The sequence below is a fragment of the Kribbella sp. NPDC048915 genome (assembly GCF_040649595.1).
GTDB lineage: Bacteria > Actinomycetota > Actinomycetes > Propionibacteriales > Kribbellaceae > Kribbella.
Genome location: NZ_JBEZFT010000067.1, coordinates 22,489 through 40,686, shown reverse-complemented (window position 1 = coordinate 40,686; position 18,198 = coordinate 22,489). Strand labels below are relative to the sequence as shown.

Annotated in this window: 18 protein-coding genes and 1 pseudogene; 8 read left to right on the top strand and 11 right to left on the bottom strand. The window is 69.6% G+C overall.

Annotation, left to right across the window (positions count from 1 at the left end; translation table 11 throughout):
• Positions 1-89: 89 nt before the first annotated feature.
• Positions 90-293 (bottom strand): antitoxin, encoded by a 204-nt coding sequence (locus tag AB0B82_RS27010; RefSeq protein ID WP_360174237.1) that lies wholly within the window; start codon positions 291-293, stop codon positions 90-92.
• Positions 294-466: 173 nt separating this feature from the next.
• On the opposite strand from AB0B82_RS27010, the gene AB0B82_RS27005 reads away from it, so the two are divergent.
• Positions 467-748 (top strand): hypothetical protein, encoded by a 282-nt coding sequence (locus tag AB0B82_RS27005; RefSeq protein ID WP_360174234.1) that lies wholly within the window; start codon positions 467-469, stop codon positions 746-748.
• Complete coding sequence (locus tag AB0B82_RS27000) at positions 745-2,361, top strand: amidase (RefSeq protein ID WP_360174231.1); 1,617 nt, start codon at positions 745-747, stop codon at positions 2,359-2,361. Before AB0B82_RS27005 ends, AB0B82_RS27000 begins: the two co-directional genes overlap by 4 nt.
• 194 nt (positions 2,362-2,555) lie before the next feature.
• Here AB0B82_RS27000 and AB0B82_RS26995 read toward each other — a convergent pair.
• From AB0B82_RS26995 to AB0B82_RS26985, 3 genes and pseudogenes are all read right to left on the bottom strand, one after another.
• Positions 2,556-2,708, bottom strand: a pseudogene (locus AB0B82_RS26995) (isocitrate lyase/phosphoenolpyruvate mutase family protein); the annotation flags it as partial.
• Positions 2,708-3,166, bottom strand: coding sequence for a nuclear transport factor 2 family protein (locus AB0B82_RS26990; protein WP_360174228.1), 459 nt, complete (start codon positions 3,164-3,166; stop codon positions 2,708-2,710). The gene AB0B82_RS26990 and the pseudogene AB0B82_RS26995, both read right to left, overlap by 1 nt.
• Complete coding sequence (locus tag AB0B82_RS26985) at positions 3,163-3,414, bottom strand: sigma-70 family RNA polymerase sigma factor (protein ID WP_360174225.1); 252 nt, start codon at positions 3,412-3,414, stop codon at positions 3,163-3,165. Before AB0B82_RS26985 ends, AB0B82_RS26990 begins: the two co-directional genes overlap by 4 nt.
• Before the next feature lie 87 nt (positions 3,415-3,501).
• Between AB0B82_RS26985 and AB0B82_RS26980 the strand changes: the two genes are divergently transcribed.
• Positions 3,502-3,627, top strand: a complete 126-nt coding sequence (locus AB0B82_RS26980; RefSeq protein ID WP_360174222.1) for a hypothetical protein — start codon at positions 3,502-3,504, stop codon at positions 3,625-3,627.
• 10 nt (positions 3,628-3,637) lie between these two features.
• Here AB0B82_RS26980 and AB0B82_RS26975 read toward each other — a convergent pair whose 3' ends face one another.
• Both AB0B82_RS26975 and AB0B82_RS26970 read right to left on the bottom strand, forming a co-directional pair.
• Entirely contained in the window at positions 3,638-4,636 is a 999-nt protein-coding gene (locus AB0B82_RS26975) for a hydroxyacid dehydrogenase (RefSeq protein ID WP_360174219.1), read from the bottom strand.
• Positions 4,637-4,645: 9 nt separating this feature from the next.
• Positions 4,646-5,845 carry an MFS transporter gene (locus AB0B82_RS26970; RefSeq protein WP_360174216.1) on the bottom strand — a complete coding sequence of 400 codons (1,200 nt, stop codon included), beginning with the start codon at positions 5,843-5,845 and terminating at the stop codon, positions 4,646-4,648.
• Between the two features lie 321 nt (positions 5,846-6,166).
• Here AB0B82_RS26970 and AB0B82_RS26965 point away from each other — a divergent pair, with 321 nt between their 5' ends.
• Entirely contained in the window at positions 6,167-6,730 is a 564-nt protein-coding gene (locus AB0B82_RS26965) for a helix-turn-helix domain-containing protein (RefSeq protein WP_360174213.1), read from the top strand.
• Here AB0B82_RS26965 and AB0B82_RS26960 read toward each other — a convergent pair.
• The 5 genes from AB0B82_RS26960 to AB0B82_RS26940 all read right to left on the bottom strand — a co-directional run bounded on the left by AB0B82_RS26960 (position 6,688) and on the right by AB0B82_RS26940 (position 12,287).
• Complete coding sequence (locus AB0B82_RS26960) at positions 6,688-7,650, bottom strand: AraC family transcriptional regulator (protein WP_360174210.1); 963 nt, start codon at positions 7,648-7,650, stop codon at positions 6,688-6,690. The genes AB0B82_RS26965 and AB0B82_RS26960 overlap by 43 nt on opposite strands.
• 155 nt (positions 7,651-7,805) lie before the next feature.
• Complete coding sequence (locus tag AB0B82_RS26955) at positions 7,806-8,264, bottom strand: MarR family transcriptional regulator (protein ID WP_360174207.1); 459 nt, start codon at positions 8,262-8,264, stop codon at positions 7,806-7,808.
• Positions 8,265-8,312: 48 nt separating this feature from the next.
• Positions 8,313-10,109: a bifunctional metallophosphatase/5'-nucleotidase gene (locus AB0B82_RS26950; protein WP_360174204.1), complete on the bottom strand. Its 1,797-nt coding sequence runs from the start codon at positions 10,107-10,109 to the stop codon at positions 8,313-8,315.
• 129 nt (positions 10,110-10,238) lie between these two features.
• The gene (locus AB0B82_RS26945) at positions 10,239-11,402 is read right to left on the bottom strand and encodes an ROK family protein (protein ID WP_360174201.1); all 1,164 of its coding nucleotides are present in this window, start codon (positions 11,400-11,402) and stop codon (positions 10,239-10,241) included.
• A gap of 42 nt (positions 11,403-11,444) precedes the next feature.
• On the bottom strand, positions 11,445-12,287 hold the full coding sequence (locus tag AB0B82_RS26940) for a hemerythrin domain-containing protein (protein ID WP_360174198.1): 843 nt from the start codon (positions 12,285-12,287) through the stop codon (positions 11,445-11,447).
• Between the two features lie 47 nt (positions 12,288-12,334).
• On the opposite strand from AB0B82_RS26940, the gene AB0B82_RS26935 reads away from it, so the two are divergent.
• From AB0B82_RS26935 to AB0B82_RS26920, 4 genes are all read left to right on the top strand, one after another.
• A complete protein-coding gene (locus tag AB0B82_RS26935) occupies positions 12,335-15,721 on the top strand; it encodes a beta-N-acetylglucosaminidase domain-containing protein (RefSeq protein WP_360174195.1) in 3,387 nt (1,128 codons plus the stop codon).
• An 80-nt stretch (positions 15,722-15,801) separates the two neighbouring features.
• Positions 15,802-16,110 carry a hypothetical protein gene (locus tag AB0B82_RS26930; RefSeq protein WP_360174192.1) on the top strand — a complete coding sequence of 103 codons (309 nt, stop codon included), beginning with the start codon at positions 15,802-15,804 and terminating at the stop codon, positions 16,108-16,110.
• On the top strand, positions 16,103-17,521 hold the full coding sequence (locus AB0B82_RS26925) for an ATP-binding protein (protein ID WP_360174189.1): 1,419 nt from the start codon (positions 16,103-16,105) through the stop codon (positions 17,519-17,521). The genes AB0B82_RS26930 and AB0B82_RS26925 overlap by 8 nt, the downstream gene beginning before the upstream one ends.
• Positions 17,506-18,165 (top strand): response regulator transcription factor, encoded by a 660-nt coding sequence (locus tag AB0B82_RS26920; RefSeq protein WP_360174186.1) that lies wholly within the window; start codon positions 17,506-17,508, stop codon positions 18,163-18,165. The genes AB0B82_RS26925 and AB0B82_RS26920 overlap by 16 nt, the downstream gene beginning before the upstream one ends.
• Positions 18,166-18,198: the final 33 nt, after the last annotated feature.

Below are 18,198 nucleotides of genomic sequence, written 5' to 3'. Positions count from 1 at the left end.
GCCACTCCGACCTGCCGATGCTGTCGGCGGTCGGCAACCCGGTCGCGGTGTCGCCGGACGTGTCGATGTTCCGCGGCCGCCCCTCCGCGTCAGTTGATGTCGTCGTCCTGACCGTCCAGGCTGTCCAACCGGTCCTTGGCCATGTCGGTGCCCTGGGTGATCTTGTCGCCGTGCTCGCCGCCGGTCTTCTCGTTGGCAAATTCGCCGGCCTTGTCGAGGCCTTCGCTCACCTTGTCGCCGTGATCGTCGACCACGTCGCCGGCCTTGTCCTTCATGTTGTCGAACATACCCATCGCGGTGCTTCCCCGTTTCTCTCGATGGTTGCCTTCCACCCCCCGCCGTACCCGATCGCCCGGATTCCACACCCCACGCCCGCAATGTTCCGGTCATCCCGGCGAAACCTGCGAAGTAGTTGAACATGACATAAATGCCTGGTCAGGTTGCCGCCACGACCGGGAGGGGACTCGTGAGTCTCAGTCAACCCACCGACGCCGAACTGGACGTGATGATCCGGGCACGTCTGGCCTCCGTCGGAATCGATCTCGACCAGTTGCCGGCCGGGAGTACGCCGGACCCGGACACCGGGAGCCCGGGCCGCGACACGGCGCTCGCCGGGCTGCGCAGCTTCATGCGCAACACCGTGCTGCCGTTGAGCTCGTACGAGTTCGCCGCCGACGACCGGCTCGCGCAACAGGCCGCGCCGCCGAAGCTGTACCCGTCCATCGACGTCGCCCGGGAGGCCTGGTGAGCGCCGAAGACCTGATGCGCCCAAAGGGCAGCACGCCGCAGGACAACCAGGTCGACCGGCGTTCGTTCCTGTACCGCGCGAGTGCACTCGCCGCCGCCACGGCGGTCGGATCGGTCGCACTCCCGGCGGTCGCGCACGCAGCCCCGGCGTCCTCGAGTACGCCCGCGTTGGTCGACGTACCGGCCCGCTCGACGGACCTCAGCGAACTGACCATCGCCGAGGCCGCGACGCTGATCCGCAAAGGCAAACTGAAGCCCGAGGACCTGGTGAAGGCCTACCTGGAGCGGATCGAGGCGTTCGATCCGACGTACCAGGCGTTCAACCTGGTGCTGGCCGACCAGGCGCTTGCCCGGGCTCGCGCGCTCGGCCGCGCGCGGGGCAGTGCCCTGCACGGCATCCCGCTGGCGATCAAGGACAACTACTACACCCGCGACGTGACCACGACGGCCAACTCGTACCTGTTCGCGGACTTCGTGCCGCCGTACGACGCGACCGCCGTCCGGCGACTGACCACGGCCGGCGGCATCGTCCTCGGCAAGACCCAAATGGGGCCGTTGGCAACGACCCGGGCGACGACGCCGGACGGCCGGATCACGACCGTCAACGCCTGGACCCCGCACAACCCGAGCACCGATCCCGGCGGGTCGTCGTCGGGTTCGGCGACCGCGGTTGCGGCCCGGCTCGCGACGTCGGCCGTCGGAACGCAGACCGGCGGCTCGATCACGGCACCGTCGAACGCACAGAACCTGACCGGGCTGAAGCCCACCATGGGGCGGGTCTCGCTGCACGGCATCATCCCGCTCAGCTACACGCGCGACCACCCGGGACCGTTGGCGCGGGACGCGATGGACGCCGCGATCATGCTGACCGCGATGGCCGGTGAGGACCCGCAGGACCCAAGGACGCAAGGGCTTCCGCCGGTTCCCGACCTGGTCACCGCGGCCACGCCCGTCCGGCAGGGTCGACGCGTGCGTGCACGTTGGCGGACTCGGGTCGGCGTCATTCCGGGGTACACCAGCGGTACGTCGGAGACCGCCGCCGCCCGGAAGGCCGCGCTCGACGTGCTCGCGGGGATCGACGGGCTGTCGATCGTCGACGTGACCATGCCGGACGAGTGGGATCTGCTGACGAACTCGGCCTTCAACAACGTCCGCCTGCCGGAGCGGAGCGAGCCGTTCCTCCCGATGCTGCGCTCGGACCTGCGCGGGTTCGGTGTGTCCGTGAGCGGCTGGTTGCAGGGGGCGCTGCTCGGTGCCAGCGAGTTCCTGATCGGTCAGCGCGCGAAGGTCGTCCTGCTGGAGCGCGTACTGACCGATCTGTTCGAGCAGTGCGACGTGGTGGTGCAGACGTCGCCGACCCTCCTGCCGGAGCTGGCGTTGCCGATCGGGTTCACGTCGGGCGGCGTACCGATCGGCACGATCCTTGGCGGCAAGCCGTTCGGCGAGGACCGTCTGCTCGCCGTCGCTGCGGCCTACCAGTCCGTCACCGACTGGCACCACCGCCGCCCGGCGGACCCCGCGGAAGCACTCGCCGCCGGCCGTACGACGTCCCGCACCACCACCGTCGACCGCGGCCGCATCCGCGCCGAAGAGGTCCCGGACCTCATGCAGTGAACGGATTGCGGTCCGCTGCGAGCGCCGTGAGGGAGGTACGAGCGAAGGTCGCGTAAAGGTGGCGCTGGAACATCGGTCCGAAGCTGACCCGCGCGACCCGACGGGCCGCGTAGTCGGCGACCGAGTTGGCGCCCCACGATCCGGGCCGCGTGCGCCAGGACGTCGTCGACCGGCGCGTGCTCGCCGTCGTCGTACCCGAGGACCGCCGCCGTCGCGTTGCTGCTGGTCGCGACCGCGGCGAAGCCGGCTTCCTCGACCAGGTGGGCCGAGGCCGCGTCCCAGGCGTTCGGCACGACGAGCGGCGCGCCGGCGACGTGCAGCCCACGCAGAACGGTTGCTGAAGACATCAGGATCTCCCAGGAATCAAAGGCAGCCCGAAGGCCGGGAACAAAGCAGGATGGTGGAACGCGAGGACGGCCGTGATCGTGTCCCGGGCGCCGCTCAGCACCTTGATCGAGTGCGCGTGGAACTGCGCGTCGGCTCCGCGGATGTACAGCGCGAAGGCCGGCTGACCGTTCGCCGAGGTTTCGACCAGGACGCGCTGGTCGCGTCCCGCGCGAAGTTTGGCGTCGAGCAGGCGCAGTACGTCGTCCCGGCCGTGGAACCAGGTCGGGATCGGTGGCATCTCCCATCGGGCGTCGGTGCTGAACAGGCCTTCCAGGACCGCGAGATCCTTGGTCTCCATCGCCGACTGGAACTGATCCAGCAGGGCCCTCTGCAGCGGCTCGTCCGGTTCGCTCAGCTCGTCCTCACGTGGCCGCGCACGGGCGAGTTCGGCGCGGGCGCGCTGCAGTGAGCTGTTCACCGCGCACCCAGTGCGGACGGAATCACCCGCCGGCTGCTGTGCTGCAACAGGTTGAGGCAGACATTGGTGGCGATCCGGTACAACCAGGTCCGCACCGAGGACCGGTGCTCGAAGTCTGCGTGCCCGCGCCAGGCGCGCAGGTACGTGTCCTGGACGGCGTCCTCCGCGTCGTGCAGCGATCCGAGCATGCGGTAACAGTGTGCGACCAGCTCACCGCGGTACTGCGCGAACTCCTCCTCGAGATCCATCCGGCTCCTTCGACGACGGTCCTGTGCTGTTCAGGATTTCACTCACACCTGTACAGACCGCCGCCCCGAGCCGAACTCATCGCTGCGATGAGCAGCAGTGGTCTGCGGTGTGACATCGCGCTGACGATCGCGAACGCGACCGGCGCGGCCCAGCACCACCTCGACCCGCTGCACCGGCGCGCCCTCCACGCCGCATCGGTGTCGACCTGCTGAACCCGGCGCGTCACGCCATCTGCTGAAGGACCTTCTCGCTCAGTTCGTACCGCAGCGGTTGGCCGGCGGCGTACCGCGAGATCTCGTCGACCGTGATCTCGCCCATCGTGAAGTAGCACTCGACCGTGGCCGCGGCCTGGTGCGGCGTCAGCAGGACGTTCGGCAGGCCGCGGAACGGATCGTCGGGCGGCAGCGGTTCCACGTCGAAGACGTCGATCGCGGCATCGATCCGGCCGCTGCGCAACTCCGCGAGCAGCGCGGCGGTGTCCACCAGCCAGGAGCGGGCGGTGTTCACGAGGGCCGCGCCGTCCGGCATCAGCGCGAGCTCTCGCGCGCCGATCAGGTGATGGGTTTCGGGCAGCGTCGGTGCATGCAGCGCGACGACCCGGCTCGTGCGCAGCAGGTCGTCGAGCGAGCTCCGCCGTACGCCGAGCTCGGCCGCGCGCTCCGCGGTGAGGTACGGGTCGTAGACGACGACCTCGGCGGTCCCGAGGGCGACGAGCATCCGGATGTACTCGAGACCGGTGCGCGACGCCCCGACGACACCGATCCGCGACGACGAGAGCCCGTGCTGCGGAGGTACGGCGCCGCGCCACTCGCCGGCATGCATTCCGTGGTCGAACCGCTGGAGGCGATGCAGCATGCTCAACGTGAACGCCAGCGACACCTCCGCGACCGGCTCGGCCATCGCCTGCCCGGCCTGCGTGACCCGCAGCCCGCGCCGGAACACCTCCTCGGTGACGAAGTGCTTGACCGAGGACGCGCTGTGCGCGACCAGCCCGAGCCGATCCGCGTGATCGAGAACGGCGGCGGTCAGCGGCGTCGCGGCCCACTCGGTGATCAGCACGTCGGTCCCGGGCAGCACCGCCGTCAACCCGTCCGCCGTACCGGGATCGTTCAGCACGACGACCTCGCCGAGCGAGGCCAACCGCTCGCGGCTCTCCGGCGTGAACACCATGTCCTGGTACGACGGCCGCGCGGCCAGCACGATCCGCAGTTTTTCGGTCATCACCGTATTCTACGTTCGGGACCGCTGCATGACCACGACATGCAGTCCGACGGTGAGCGCGAGGATGCCGGCGGAGACGCCGAGCAGACCGTTCGGCGCGGCGCCTGCGGTCAGCGCGACACCGCCCAGGCCGCTGCCGAGCGCCGAGCCGAGTGAGATCGCGCTGCCGTTCAGCGCCATCACGATCGCGGCCGAGTCGGGTGCCATCGAGGCCAGCCGGGCCTGCTGCGGTACGGCCGCTCCGCCGTTGCCGACGCCGGCCGAGAAGAACCAGATCAGACCCCAGATCGCCGCCAGCAGCGCCGGCGCGAACATCAGCGCGACCATGCCCAGGACCGCGTTGAGCAGCAGCCCGACCAGCACGACGCTGAGCACGCGCAGAGCGGAGAACTTGTCCACCAGACGACCCGTCACCGCATTGCCGGCCATGCTCGAGACGCCGTACCCGAACATGATCAAGATGATCGCCCACTCGGCGTGGAAGTGCGGCCCGAGGATCAGCGTCGCGTACGTGAAGCAGACGTAGCTCGCGCAGAGAATGCCCGTGGTGACGAGCAAACCGGCTACCAGTCTGGGCTGCCCGAGCGGGCGGATGCGTTCGACGAGCGTCCCGCCGGGCAGGTGCAGGCGGGGCAGCCGCAGCAGGATGCCGAGCAGCGCGATCGTGCCGACCACCGCGACCAGGATCATCGGGAACCGCCAGCTCGACTGCCCGAGCAGCAGCCCGACCGGTACGCCGAGCGCGGTCGCGGTCATCCACCCGCCGAGCACGAACGACAGCGCTTTGCCGTGGTGCTGCACCGGCGTCAGCGCGATCACGTACCCGGTGACGGCCGCGTTCAGCAGGCTGCCGCCGAGCGCGGCGACGATCCGTCCGGTGAGCGCGATCGGGTAGTTCGCCGCGACGCCGACGAGCAGGTTGCCGAGCACGAAGACGCCGAGCGACAGCACGATCGTCGTACGGCGTTCCCACCGCGACGTCAGCGTGCCGAGCACCGGCCCGGCCAGCGCGGCGGTGAACGCGAACACCGACATCAGCTGCCCTGCGGCGGCCGGCGTGACGTCGAGGTCACCGGAGATCTGCGGCAGCAGACCGGCCAGCACGTACCCGTCGATCCCCATCGAGAATGTCGCGACCGCCAGCCAGATGAGCGGCCGGTACGAGAACTCCCGGCCCTCCGCCGTACCGGCGGCGCGCGTTTGCGTCATCTGCCCATCTCACCCCGAGCAACTCCTTCGCGGCAAGAGAAATCTGATCAAATCTGTCGAAAAACCCGCGCTCTCGATCAGCGATGGTCAGGTTTCAGCGTTCGCTGGCGACCAGGACGACGGCCGCGCATCCCTGGGCCGAATCTGCTCCCGACGGCCATCGGCCAACCCGTACGCCGGAACCCGAAACCGTGCGCCGGAACGCGCAACCGAGGCTGGCGTCCACGATCCGGACATGGATCAATCGAGCACAGAGCGTGATTTTCGCCGGCGGGACCGGTCAACGCCCCAGCCTCGCCGGCGACCTGGGGGAGGTGGGGAATGGAAGCCCTGGCCAAGGAGTACCGTGCCCGACTGGCCGAGCTGCTCGGGGAACCGTTGATGGTGGAGGACCCGCTGATCACGACCGCGCAGGCCGCGGCGTTGCTCGGGATCTCACCGCAGCGCGTCGCCGGACTGGTCCGCGCGGGCCATCTGCCCGCGCGGTCGCGGGCGCACCGCCGGTTGCGGCTGTCCGACGTCGTCCAGTCCGGGCTCGACCAGTGGATCTCGGTCGCGGAGGCCGGTGTGCTGCTCGGTCTCGGACCGACCGGCGTCCGGCGGCTGATCAGCGCCGGACTGCTGACCGCGCACGGCAAGGAGCTACCGCTGCGGCGCAACGACGTCGAGGTACTCGCCGTACTGCGCCGGGGCTGGTTGACGCTGTCGACCGCCGCGAGCGCGCTCGGAGTGAGCGTCGACGACATCCAGCACCTGCTGCGCACGCGCCGGCTCACGCACACCTGCGATGTCGCGCGGCCGGTGTACCGGCACGAGATCGCGACGATGCTGACCCAGCGCCGTCAGGTGTTGTCGCGCAGCGTCGCGCCGGGGGAGCGCCCGTAGGTCTCGCGGTAGTGCCGGGTGAACCACCCGGTCGACGTGAACCCCCAGCGCAGGGCGATGTCGGCCACGGTTTCACCCGGCACCGCGTCCTGCAGGTCGCGGTGCGCGCGCTCGAGGCGGACGCGGCGCAGGTACTCGCGTGGTGTGCAGTCAAAGGTCCGGCGGAACGCGTACTGCAGTGCCCGCGCCCCGGTCCCGGCGGCCGCGGCGATGTCCTCGACCGTGATCGGCCGGTCCGCGTTCGCCTCCACGAACGCGACCGCGCGGCGCACTGTCGCCGTACCGACCGTACCGGGCGACGGAACGTGCGACAGTTGCATGGTCGCGTTCGGGAAGACCGCCAGCATCGACGACGCGACGTAGTCGACGAGCTGTCCCGCGATCAGCGGGTTCTCCGCGACCGACGGTGCCGAGGCGAGCGTCCGGCGGGCGAACCCGGACAGGGTCTGCCAATGCGCGTTCATCGCGCGCGAGATCGGCCGCCCCTGCGTCGGCCAGAGCTCGTCCGGTACGACGCCGTAGTGGCGGGCGGCGGCGCGGGCGACATCGGCCTGACTGATCCGGACCACGATCAGCTCGAGCGGTTGCGAGTGGAAGTGCATCCCCTCCTTGATCGAGTACAGGAAGCTGTCGCCCGCGCTGAGCGCGTGCTCGTCGATGCCGAGCCGGCCCTTGATCAGCCAGACCGCGTTCAGGTCCCGCCACGGATCGGTGGCGGCCTCGAAGTGCATCTGCAACCGGCTCCGATCCGCGCCCACCGTTCCGACCTCGGCTGTACTCAGCGCGAGCGACCCGTTCTCGCGATTCCGCCCAACCAGCCGGGTCCGGTTCGGGTAGACCCTGTTGAGCAGCTGAACCGTCGCGTCGAGACCACTGCTCCGCACACTGTCCCGCCGCACTTCCACCGGCGTAGGTGTCATTCCGTAGTCATACACCGGCAATTACGAAACGAGACAGCCCCAAACCCAGGCCGGATCCCTGCCCGCCGGCCGCCTGCCAGGGCTGGCGATCAGTGCCGTCGATCAGTGCCGTCGATCAGGCGCGGCGATCAGGCGCGGCGATCAGCTCGCGGCGATCAGCTCGCGGCGAGCTTGTCGGTCGAGGCTTGGCCGGCCTCGGCACAGCGCTGCAGGAAACCCGCGATCAGGTCGAGCTCGGCCGGGGAGTAGTCGGCGCAGATCCGGTCGACGGCGCCGTTCATCCCGCGGTACAGCTGATACACCTCCGCCGAGCGCTCCTTCACCACGCTGACCGTGACCCGGCGGCGGTCCACTTGATCACGGTCCCGGACGATCCAACCGCCGCGCTCGAGCCGGTCGAGGATGCCGGTCATCGTGGCCGGATGGATGCCGGTGCGCCGGGCCAGGACGCTCGGGGTGAGCGCCCCGTCCCGGGCGAGGACGTCGAGGCAGTCCAGCTCGGCGTCCTTGAGCGAGAGCTGGTAGCCGACGTGATGGTTCAGCAGGGCGAGCTGGACCCGCAGCTCCCGCAACGCGGTCCTGATCACGGCACTGCGCGACGGCGCCTTCGGCATACTTCCGCTTTCGTATCATCCGGATCTCAGAGCATCTGTGACAGCAGCCTAACTCACCGGACGGGCGCGACCGAGCGGTGCGGGTGTGAGCACCGGGTGCGCGCGCAGGTACGCGATGAAGCCCTCGTGATCGCGGTCGTTGCGGACCGGGTCGGTGAATCCCGCGAAGACCGTCGTACCGTCGCCGCCGATCAGCGTGTACGCGAGCGCGGCGACCCGGTAGTCGCGGTTCAGGTCGAGCGGCTTCCCGTCGATCAGGATGGCGGCGGGGTCGACGCGCTGGCCGATCGGCTTCGAGGTGTCGTAGGTGTAGCTGACGTTGTGCGACACCGCGAACGGCGCGAACTTCTCCGTTCCGTCGGCCTGCGGTACCCATTGCGCCTCGAACGCAGCATGCAGCTGAGTGCCCGGCAGCGTCACGGTCAGGATCGGGTTGCCGTACCCGAAGGCGGCCCACGCCTCACCGAAGAGGACGACGCCGTCCTCGTCCGACGCGTTGGTGCCCTTGGCGTAGCGCAGGTCGCCGGTGAGCGCGTTCGACCCGGAGACCGGTTTGACGCTGATCAGCGCGAGGTCGGCACGGCCCGCGCGGCTTCGGTTGGCGTCCCAGTACGCGAAGTCCGCGGCCAGGTTGCCCATCGTGCTCTCGCCGGACGCGTTCAGCGTGCGGGTGAAGTCGGCGGTGATCCGGGCCAGCGGCGTCGCGTACCGCTTCTTGCCCTGCGCGGTCCAGTAGTCGGCAATGTACTGGACCTCCTCGTCCAGCGGGACGTCGCGGGTGTTCGCGTGGTTCGTCGACCGGGTCAGCTCGCGGATCACCTCGCCGGTGCGCGGATCGAGCTTGAGGTTGATCTCGTTGATCAGCGATCCGTGATTGCCGGCCTCGACGACCGGACGCGGTACGCCGTTCGGGTCCGGAACCATCATGTTGAAGCGGCAGTGCCAGTGCCCGGTAACGATCGCGCAGATGTCGGGTGAGGCGTTCGCCGCCAGCTGGAAGACCGGGCCGGACGGGTTCGTTCCCGCGTTGTAGTCGTTGCCGGCGACGCCGCCGTCGTGGATGTTGATGACGATCGCGTTGATGCCGCGGCGCTTGAGCTGCGCGGCGAGCTTGTTCGCCTGCTCAAGGTCGGACAACGACCGCAGACCAGGCTGGTACGACGTCGATCCGGTCTCGGTGCCGACCAGCGTCAGGTGGATGAACGCGATCGGCAGCTTCCGCCCGCGGCCCGCGTCGACCCATTCGATGTTGTACGGCGGGACGATCGGGCGGCCGGTGTCCGCGTGCACGATGTTCGCCGTGTAGAAGCGGAAATTCGCGCCCCGGAAGCGGTGACCGGTCGAGTCGACGAAGTTGTCGTCACGGCCGCTGACCGGGTACGGCTTGCCCTTTTCGATGTGGTCGACGAGGAACTCCACCGAGTGGTCGAGCTCGTGATTCCCGACCGTACTGAACTGCAGGCCGAGCGCGTTGAGAACCTCGATCGTCGGCTCGTTGGCGTGCGCGTCGACCTCGAACGGCCAGCCGTTGAAGTTGTCGCCGGAGGAGAAGAAGATCGAGTTCCGCTGCCCTTCGCGCAATCGTTTCAGGTGGGTGGCCAGGTACCCGGCGCCGCCGACGGTGACCTGAACCCCGCCCGCGCCGGTGATCACGCTGCCCTGGCTGGGCGTCGTCGGCTGCAGATAGCCGTGGAAGTCGGTGATGTTCAGGAGCTGGACGTCGACGTACTCCGAGGTGTCGTCGAGGGCGTGCGGGGTGGCGTAGGCGACGTCACCGACCGCGGTGGCGGTGGCGACCGCGCCGGTGGCGGTGAGGAACGTGCGGCGGCGGATCCGACTGGTCACGGCGAACCTGCTTCCTGGGCGGAGGGTGTGCACGGAACTGCGCATTATTGCCTCTTTCCGACATTAATAGCCGCGAGCGTGGCCGCCGTCAACGGCTCGGGACCGGTTTGGTCCTTGCGCCCGGTTGCTTCAGAGGCTGCGGGCGGCCAAGTCCGGCAGCGCACCGCGGGTGGCAGTGAGCAGCCGTGCGTCGACGGCGTCCTGCGCGTGACTGGCCGCGCCGAGCGCGACACACCAGGCGCCCAGCGACGACGCACGGAGTTCGGGCACGCGTGGGCACAGGCGTGCGAGTTCGGCAGCGAACGGCTCCAGCAGCACGTCCGCCGCCTGCGAGAACGCACCGCCGAGAACGAGAACTCGCGGGTCCACGATCGCGATCGCCGTCGCTGCCGCTCCAGCCATGCCGCGCGCGTACCTCCGTACTGCGGTCCGAGCCGCCCGATCACCGTCCCGCGCGGCCGCGAACGCGTGTTTCGCCTTGTCCACAACGGGAATCTCGTCGGAGACCACGGCATGCAGGTACTCGAGCGCCGGTTCCCACGAGACCCCGCGCAGCTGCGACATGTCCGCCGCGGCACCGAACGCCCCGCGCCGCAGGCGTCCCTCGAGCACCATCGCCAACCCCGTCCGGCGACCGGCGTGCAGGAACACCAGGTCGGCATCGGGAGACCCGAGCAGGACACCTCGTCGCTGTTCGGCGAGAGCGGCCAACTGGCTGTCGTTGTGGGCCACGACGACGGGGGCACCGAAGTGAGCGCTGAGGTCGGTGCCGGCCCAGTCCGGGATGGCATTGGCCTGGACGACCGTCCCGTCGGGATCGACCAGACCGGTGCTGCCGACCCCGATCGCCCACACCTGCTCGACCCGTACGTCGGCAGCCTTCGCGCAGTCCACCACGACGCGATCCGCGGTGCGCAGCCGCGAGCGCCGCGGCAGCTCCGGTAACACCGCCCGCCGGATCTCGGTGAGTACGCGGCCGTCGAGGTCGGTCAGGACGCCGCGCACGGAGTACGCCCCGATGTCGAGTCCGACGACGTACCCGGCCTCGGAGCGGAACCGATAGCTCCGCGCCGGACGGCCCCGGCCGCGGATCGCCGGACTCTCCTCAACCAGCCACCGTCGTGCGACCAGGCTGGTCAGGACCTCTTCGACCGCCGTCCGTCCGATGCCGCTCTGTGCCACGATCTGCGCGACGCGGGACTCCCCGGCACTGCGCACCGCGGCGAGCACCGCCCGCTCGTTGAGGTGGCGCAACCGCGTCTGGTCGCCACCGTCCGGCACCGAAGACCCCATGATCGGGTCAGCTTAACGACCTGCACCTGCCGTCGGCGCAGCTCAGCGACAGTCGTCGATGGACAGCGGCGCGAGGTCGGCCGCGGGCGTCCCTGCCCACAACGTCTCGCGCTTCCTCCGGTACGGACCGCCCATCAGGTTGAGCAGCACCCAGCGCGGGACGGCGGGAAGCACCGTGACCATGCGGTCGCGATCCCTGGTGGGCGCGTTGTCGAGCACCCAGTGCCCTTCCATCGCCAGTTCCTTCACCGGCTTGCCTTTGACGAAGGCGCGCTGGGTGAGCGCGTGCCATTCGCGGTGGGTCATGCTCTGCGCCACCACCGGCATCATTTCCTGCTCTTCCCGCGCCAGATGCGGCAGCAGCGGTTCCTTCAACCGGGCCACCGCGGCCAGCAGTTCTGAGGCATCGGCCGTCCCGGCACCGAAGCGGCTGCCGACCGATTCCAGCTCGTCCATCGGCTCCGCGATCTGCCGGTGATCGGCGTCCATCCGGTCCAGCAGTGCACCCGCGGCCGGGTTGCGGCGCCGCATCTCCGGCCAGACCTCGGCGTCCTCGCCGCTGTGGTGACGGTGCAGCGTGTGCATCATCCACGCGGTGTGCTCACCCAGTGCCTGCCGCCGGGTGTCGGTGAGCAGCGCCGGATCGGACGCGACAATCGTGGTTCGCTCGAGATCGCGACGCAGTGCGGAATGGATGATCCGCATGTCCTGGATGTCGGCCGGTCCGTCGGGACTCATCTCTTGCCTGCTTTCCCCAACCGCGCCACACCCCTGCAGCGCGAGCTTCTCGCAAGCTAGAACGACCGCTTGGCGCAGGTCCACCCCTTTTCCGGAATGTTCCGGAAATCTGTCGGAAGGTGAACTTCGTAAACCCTTGACGAGCACTTCTGCGCACTGGCTAACTATTTTCCACCGCCTGCCCGAGGAGACTCATGCGCTTGCTCCGGTCTGCTGTCAGCGTGCTCGCTTTGCTCGCCCCGATCGTTCTTCTGCCACAGCAAGCCGAGGCTGCCCCACCCGCAGCTCCCACGGTGTCGCCCGAGCCGCAAGAGCTCACGCAGCGGCCCGACGGCTTCCCGGTGACTCCGGTGGTGGGCTTGGTCCGGACCTCACGCGCCGACGCCGACGCCGAGCGCGTCGTCCGTCAGGCCCTGGCCGAAGCCGACGTGAAAACCGTCAGGACCACCAACGGCACGGACCCAGGTACGCCGGTCACCATTTGGCTCGGTCGTGAGTCCTCGGTGCTCACAGCGCTGAAGGTGAAGGACAGCACGGGCCTCCCGGTCGAGGGCTATGTCCTGGCTGCCGGCCGAGATGCCAAGGCTCGCGGTCACATCGTCCTGGACGGCGTCGACGGCGACGGTACGTTCTACGCCGCGCAGTCCTTCGCCCAGCTGATCCAGGACCGGCCGGGCCGCGACTGGATGCCAGGTGCCGCGATCCGCGACTGGCCGACGATGCGGTACCGCGGCTCGATCGAGGGCTTCTACGGCACGCCGTGGTCGCATGCCGATCGGCTCGGCGTGCTCAGCTACCTCGGCGCGCACCGCATGAACACCTATGAGTACGCACCGAAGGACGACCCGTACCACCGCGAGCAGTGGCGCGACCCGTACCCGGCGGACAAGCTGGCGCAGCTCGCCGAACTCGTCACCCGCGCCCGGCAGAACAAGGTCGACTTCACCTTCGCGCTCTCCCCGGGCCTCTCGATCTGCTATACGTCGGACGCCGACTTCCAGGCGTTGGTCGCGAAGTTCCAGGCGCTGTACGACGTCGGCGCGCGGTCGTTCAACGTGCCGCTCGACGACATCGACTACAACACCTGGCATTGCGACGAGGACCGCGCCGAGTACGGCACCGGAGGCGGCGCGGCCGGACGCGCGCAGAGCGACCTGCTCAACCGGGTACAGCGCGAATGGGTGGAGACCAAGCCGGACGTCGCGCCGCTGCAGATGGTGCCGACCGAGTACTACAACGTCAGCGAAACGCCGTACAAGAAGGCGTTGCGCGAGCAGCTGGACAGCGACGTGGTCGTGCACTGGACCGGTGTCGGCGTGGTGCCGCAGACGATCACGGCCACGCAGGCGGCGCAGGCCAAGGCGGTGTTCGGGCACAACATCTTGATCTGGGACAACTACCCGGTCAACGACTACGCGGCGGGCCGGCTGCTGCTCGCGCCGTACAGTGGGCGCGAGCCGGGCATCGCCGAGCACGTCGCCGGTGTCATCTCCAACCCGATGAACCAGGCCGTGGTCAGCCAGGTCGCGTTGTACTCGTTCGCCGAGCTGAGTTGGAACCCGGCGACGTACGACGAGCAGGCGTCCTGGTTGCGTGCGCTCGCCGAGCAGGCGGACGGTGACAAGGCGACGACCGCGGCGCTGCGGATCTTTGCCGACCTGAACACGTACGACGGAACGCTGCATCTGGACAGTGCGCCCGAGTTCGGCGCTGCCGTCGCGCAGTTCTGGCAGCGTTGGCGCGCGGGCGACCGCGCGCAGGCGATCGCCGGGCTGCGGCCCGTGGTCGCCGCGATCACGGCCGCGCCGGCGAAGATCCGGTCGGGTGTTGCCGATCCGGCCTTCACCGACGAGGCGGAGTCGTGGCTCAAGGCCACCGAGCTGTGGGGCCGCGCGATGGGTCGCGCGCTCGACCTGCTCGCGGCGCTCGACGCCGGCGATGCGGCCAAGGCCTGGACCATCCGCCAGGAGACGGCGGCGCTCGTCACGGAGGCGAAGGCGATCCGGGACGGCCGCCAACCGCACAGCGGGACCTACCCGCGGATCGGCGAGCGCGTTGTGGACGAGCTCATCACCGAGGTCGGCCGGGTCCACGACCGCTGGCTGGGCATCCAGGTCACCCGGACCGCGACGACGAACCTGGGCACGTACCAGGACAACGTCCCGGCCCGGATGATCGACAACGACCCGGAGACGTTCTTCTGGAGCAGCGGAGCGCCCGGTCCGGGGTCCGAGATCCGCGTCGACCTCGGGGCCCCGGCGCCGATCGGCGCGATCGAGCTTCTGATGGGTAAGGACGGCAGCCCGAACGACTTCATCCCGTCGGGGGTCCTGGAGTACTCGGTCGACGGTTCACAATGGACCGAGCTCACCCGCGCGACCACTGCCGAGGTGCGGGCGACCGCGTCTGAAGGCACCACCGCGCGCTACGTGCGGTACCGGTCGCTGACGACGAGCGACTTCTGGCTGGTGGTTCGCGAGTTCTCGGTCGAGGCGGTCGGTGGTCGGCAGACGACGCTCACCGCGAGCGGTACGCCGGCGCCCGCACCGGGATCGTCGTTCGGGCGAGCCGTGGACGGCAACCTCGACACCGCGTATGTGCCGAGCGCCGCGCCGCAGCCTGGGGATGCGCTGAGCGTTGGACTGTCCGCGCCGCGCGGTCTGGCTGGGGTCACCGTGCTGCAGTCGTCGTCGATCGGATCGGCTGACATCGAGGTCCAAGTCGGCGGTACCTGGCAGAAGGTCGGTTCGGTCGCGGCGGCGTACGCCCAGGTGCCCGTGCACGACCTGGAGGCCGAGGCGATTCGCCTGGTGTGGACGAGCGGTACGCCGGCGGTTGCGGAGATCGTTCCGCTGTGGAGTGACACGCCGCTCGCCGCGCTGCGGGTGGACGAGAAGCGCACCGACGTCATCCGCGGCGAGACCTCGACCTTCCAGGTGGGCGTCGCCGCCGAGCGCGGGACCGATGTGAGCGGCACCCTGCAGGTCGCCGCACCGCCCGGCTGGACGGCGGACCCATCGAGTACCGCGCTCACGGTCAAGCGCGGGTTCACGCAGTCCGTGAACGTTCAGCTCACCCCACCGGCCGATGCGGCACTCGGTGACGTGGACGTCCCGGTCACCTTCACCACCGGCACAACGACGTACGACGCCGTACTGCGGGTCGCCGTCCGGCCGCACACGAGCACGACCAACATCGCGCTCAACCGGCCGGTGGTTGCTTCGGGCATCGAACCGGGGACGTCGTTCACCGCCGGCCTGGCCGTCGACGGTGACACCTCGACGCGGTGGGCGTCCGGGTACGACGACGCGTCGTGGTTCACCGTCGACCTCGGTACGGCGACACAGCTCGGGAAGATCGTGCTGCGGTGGGAGACGGCGTACGGGACGGCGTACCGGATCGAGGTGTCCGGCGACGCGACCACCTGGACGCCCGCGGCCGAGGTGAGCGACGGCGACGGCGGCACCGACACGATCTGGCTGGACGCGAACGCGCGCCACGTGCGTCTGCAGGGTGTCGATCGGGCCACGGAGTACGGCTACTCGCTGTACGAGTTCGAGGTGTATCCGGTCCAGAGCTGACCGAGCTGCCCGCGGGTTCGATGAGAAATCTGTAATGTTCGGCTCATGCGGTTCTTCGGCGGGGATCGCAAACTTTGAGGATGCGGTCACCACGCGTGGTCTACGGGGTCGTCGCCGTCGTGCTGGCGGTGGCCGGATTCGTCCTGCCCCGGTACCTGGCCGGCCGGTCCGCGCCGGATCTCGGCGACACGGTCGTCGTCCCGGCCACGTCCACGACCGTGAGCCCGACGCCGACCCCGAGGCCGACCCCGACCGGCCCGCCCTCGAGCCCGACGAGATCGCCGACCGGATCGGGGGCTTCGCAGGTGTCGCCGCCACCGGCCCGGACGGCCGGAGTGGACGACGACGATCTCGACGACAGCTCGGACGACCCGGACGACGATGGCTGACCGCCGGCCGGTGGTCAGCGCCCGCCTGCGGATCATCGGCTGGATGGTCGCGGTCCTGACGCTGGCCTTCGCGGCGCTGGTCGTCCTCACCTGGCAGGTGCTCGCGGCCCGCGCGGACGGTTCGGCCGACCGTGAGCTCACCCACGAGGCGAACAAGTTCCGCGCCTTCGCGGCCTCGCCCGCCGCGGCATCCTTCCAGCGGCCGGAGGAACTGCTCGACCGTTGGCTGCAGAGCAACCTGCCCGACGACTCCGAGGCGCTGTTCACGATCGTCGACGGGAAGCCGTACCACCGTAGCCAGGGCAGTCCGCCGGCCCGACTCGACACCGACGCAGCGTTCGTCCAGCGCCTCAGCGGCGCGACCACACCGTCGTACGGCTGGGTCGACAGCAGCGCAGGCCGCGTGCGGTACGGCGTACTGCCGGTCCGGATCGGGACGCAGCCGGTGCGCGCACAGCTCGTGGTGCTCGAGTTCCGTGACCTGATCGCGGAGCCGTCGATGGCGGCGGCCCGAGCGCTGGTGATCGTCGCCGCGATCACGCTCGTACTCGCCGCGGGCGCCAGCTGGCTGGTCACCGGGCGGGTCCTGGCACCGATTCGCGACCTGCGGACGACCGCGGAGCGGATCAGCGAGACCGATCTGCGCCGCCGGATCGAGGTCGTGGGCAACGACGAGGTGGCGCAGCTGGCGCGGACGTTCAACACGATGCTCGACCGGCTGGAGGGTGCGTTCACCGCGCAGCGGGAGTTCGTGGACGACGCGGGGCACGAGCTGCGAACGCCGATCACCGTGATCCGCGGCCATCTGGAGCTGATGGGCGACGAACCACAGGACCGGGCCGAGACGACCGCGCTGGTGCTGGACGAGCTGTCCCGGATGAATCGGATCGTCGACGACTTGCTGGTGCTCGCGAAGAGCGACCGGCCCGGGTTCCTCGAGCTCGGCGAGGTGAACCTGACCGAGCTGGTGGTGGAGGTGGTGGCGAAGGCGCGCCCGCTGGCCGACCGGGCCTGGCGGGTCGCGGCAACCGCGGACGCGACGATCGTCGCCGACGACCAGCGGCTCACCCAGGCCCTGATGCAGCTGGTGTCGAACGCGGTTCGGCACACTGCGACCAGTGACCGGATCGAGGTGGGATCGGCCGTCAATGCCGACGGAAGCACGCTGCTGTGGGTGGCCGACTCCGGTCCGGGCGTGCCGCCGGAGGACCGGGAGCGGATCTTCGAGCGGTTCGCCCGCGGTACGGCGGCCGCCGGACAGCGCCGTACCGACGGAGCCGGACTGGGGCTGGCGATCGTCCGATCGATCGCGCGGGCGCACGGCGGCGAGGTGCGGCTGGCACCCGGACCCGGGGCGCGGTTCGAGTTGACGTTGCCGGTCCAGGAGGAGGAGCAGTGCACCGGATCCTGATTGCAGAGGACGAGGAGCGGATCGCGTCGTTCGTCGAGCGCGGCCTGCGTAGCAACGGGTTCGTCACCACGGTGGTCGGCGACGGCGAGACGGCGTACCAGGAAGGGGCCAGCGGCAACTACGACCTGCTGGTCCTGGACATCGGGCTGCCGCGCGTGGACGGGTTCACCGTGCTGCGGCGGTTGCGCGAGGCAAGGGTCTCGATGCCGGTGGTGATCCTGACCGCGCGGGACAGTGTGCGGGACACCGTGGCCGGTCTGGAAGGCGGTGCGGACGATTACATCGCCAAACCGTTTGCGTTCGAGGAGCTGCTGGCGCGGATCCGGCTGCGGTTGCGCAGCGAGGGGACGCCGGACGCGAACATCCTGCAGGTCGGCGATCTCAGCCTGGATCTGCGGACCCGGCGGGCCTTCGTCGACGGTGCGTCGATCGATCTGACCGCACGGGAGTTCCTGCTCGCGGAGGTGTTCTGCCGGCATCCCGACCAGGTGCTGTCGCGCGAACAGTTGCTGTCCCAGGTCTGGGGTTTCGACTTCGACCCGGGGTCGAACGTGGTCGACGTCTACATCCGGTACCTGCGCCGCAAGCTCGGTGCGGAACGGATCCAGACGGTGCGGGGGATGGGCTACCGGCTGCTTCCGTGAGAGGTCTCTCACGAACGGCTCAGCGAGCTCTCA

Excerpts from the sequence above, each read along its gene's own strand:
- AB0B82_RS26970 (WP_360174216.1), bottom strand. The coding sequence starts at position 5,845 with ATGACGCAAACGCGCGCCGCCGGTACGGCGGAGGGCCGGGAGTTCTCG.
- AB0B82_RS26960 (WP_360174210.1), bottom strand. The coding sequence starts at position 7,650 with ATGACACCTACGCCGGTGGAAGTGCGGCGGGACAGTGTGCGGAGCAGT.
- AB0B82_RS26980 (WP_360174222.1), top strand. The coding sequence starts at position 3,502 with ATGAGCAGCAGTGGTCTGCGGTGTGACATCGCGCTGACGATCGCGAAC.
- AB0B82_RS26985 (WP_360174225.1), bottom strand. The coding sequence starts at position 3,414 with ATGGATCTCGAGGAGGAGTTCGCGCAGTACCGCGGTGAGCTGGTCGCA.
- AB0B82_RS26955 (WP_360174207.1), bottom strand. The coding sequence starts at position 8,264 with ATGCCGAAGGCGCCGTCGCGCAGTGCCGTGATCAGGACCGCGTTGCGG.
- AB0B82_RS26925 (WP_360174189.1), top strand. The coding sequence starts at position 16,103 with ATGGCTGACCGCCGGCCGGTGGTCAGCGCCCGCCTGCGGATCATCGGC.
- AB0B82_RS26935 (WP_360174195.1), top strand. The coding sequence starts at position 12,335 with ATGCGCTTGCTCCGGTCTGCTGTCAGCGTGCTCGCTTTGCTCGCCCCG.
- AB0B82_RS27010 (WP_360174237.1), bottom strand. The coding sequence starts at position 293 with ATGGGTATGTTCGACAACATGAAGGACAAGGCCGGCGACGTGGTCGAC.
- AB0B82_RS26965 (WP_360174213.1), top strand. The coding sequence starts at position 6,167 with ATGGAAGCCCTGGCCAAGGAGTACCGTGCCCGACTGGCCGAGCTGCTC.
- AB0B82_RS26945 (WP_360174201.1), bottom strand. The coding sequence starts at position 11,402 with ATGGGGTCTTCGGTGCCGGACGGTGGCGACCAGACGCGGTTGCGCCAC.
- AB0B82_RS26975 (WP_360174219.1), bottom strand. The coding sequence starts at position 4,636 with ATGACCGAAAAACTGCGGATCGTGCTGGCCGCGCGGCCGTCGTACCAG.
- AB0B82_RS26930 (WP_360174192.1), top strand. The coding sequence starts at position 15,802 with ATGCGGTCACCACGCGTGGTCTACGGGGTCGTCGCCGTCGTGCTGGCG.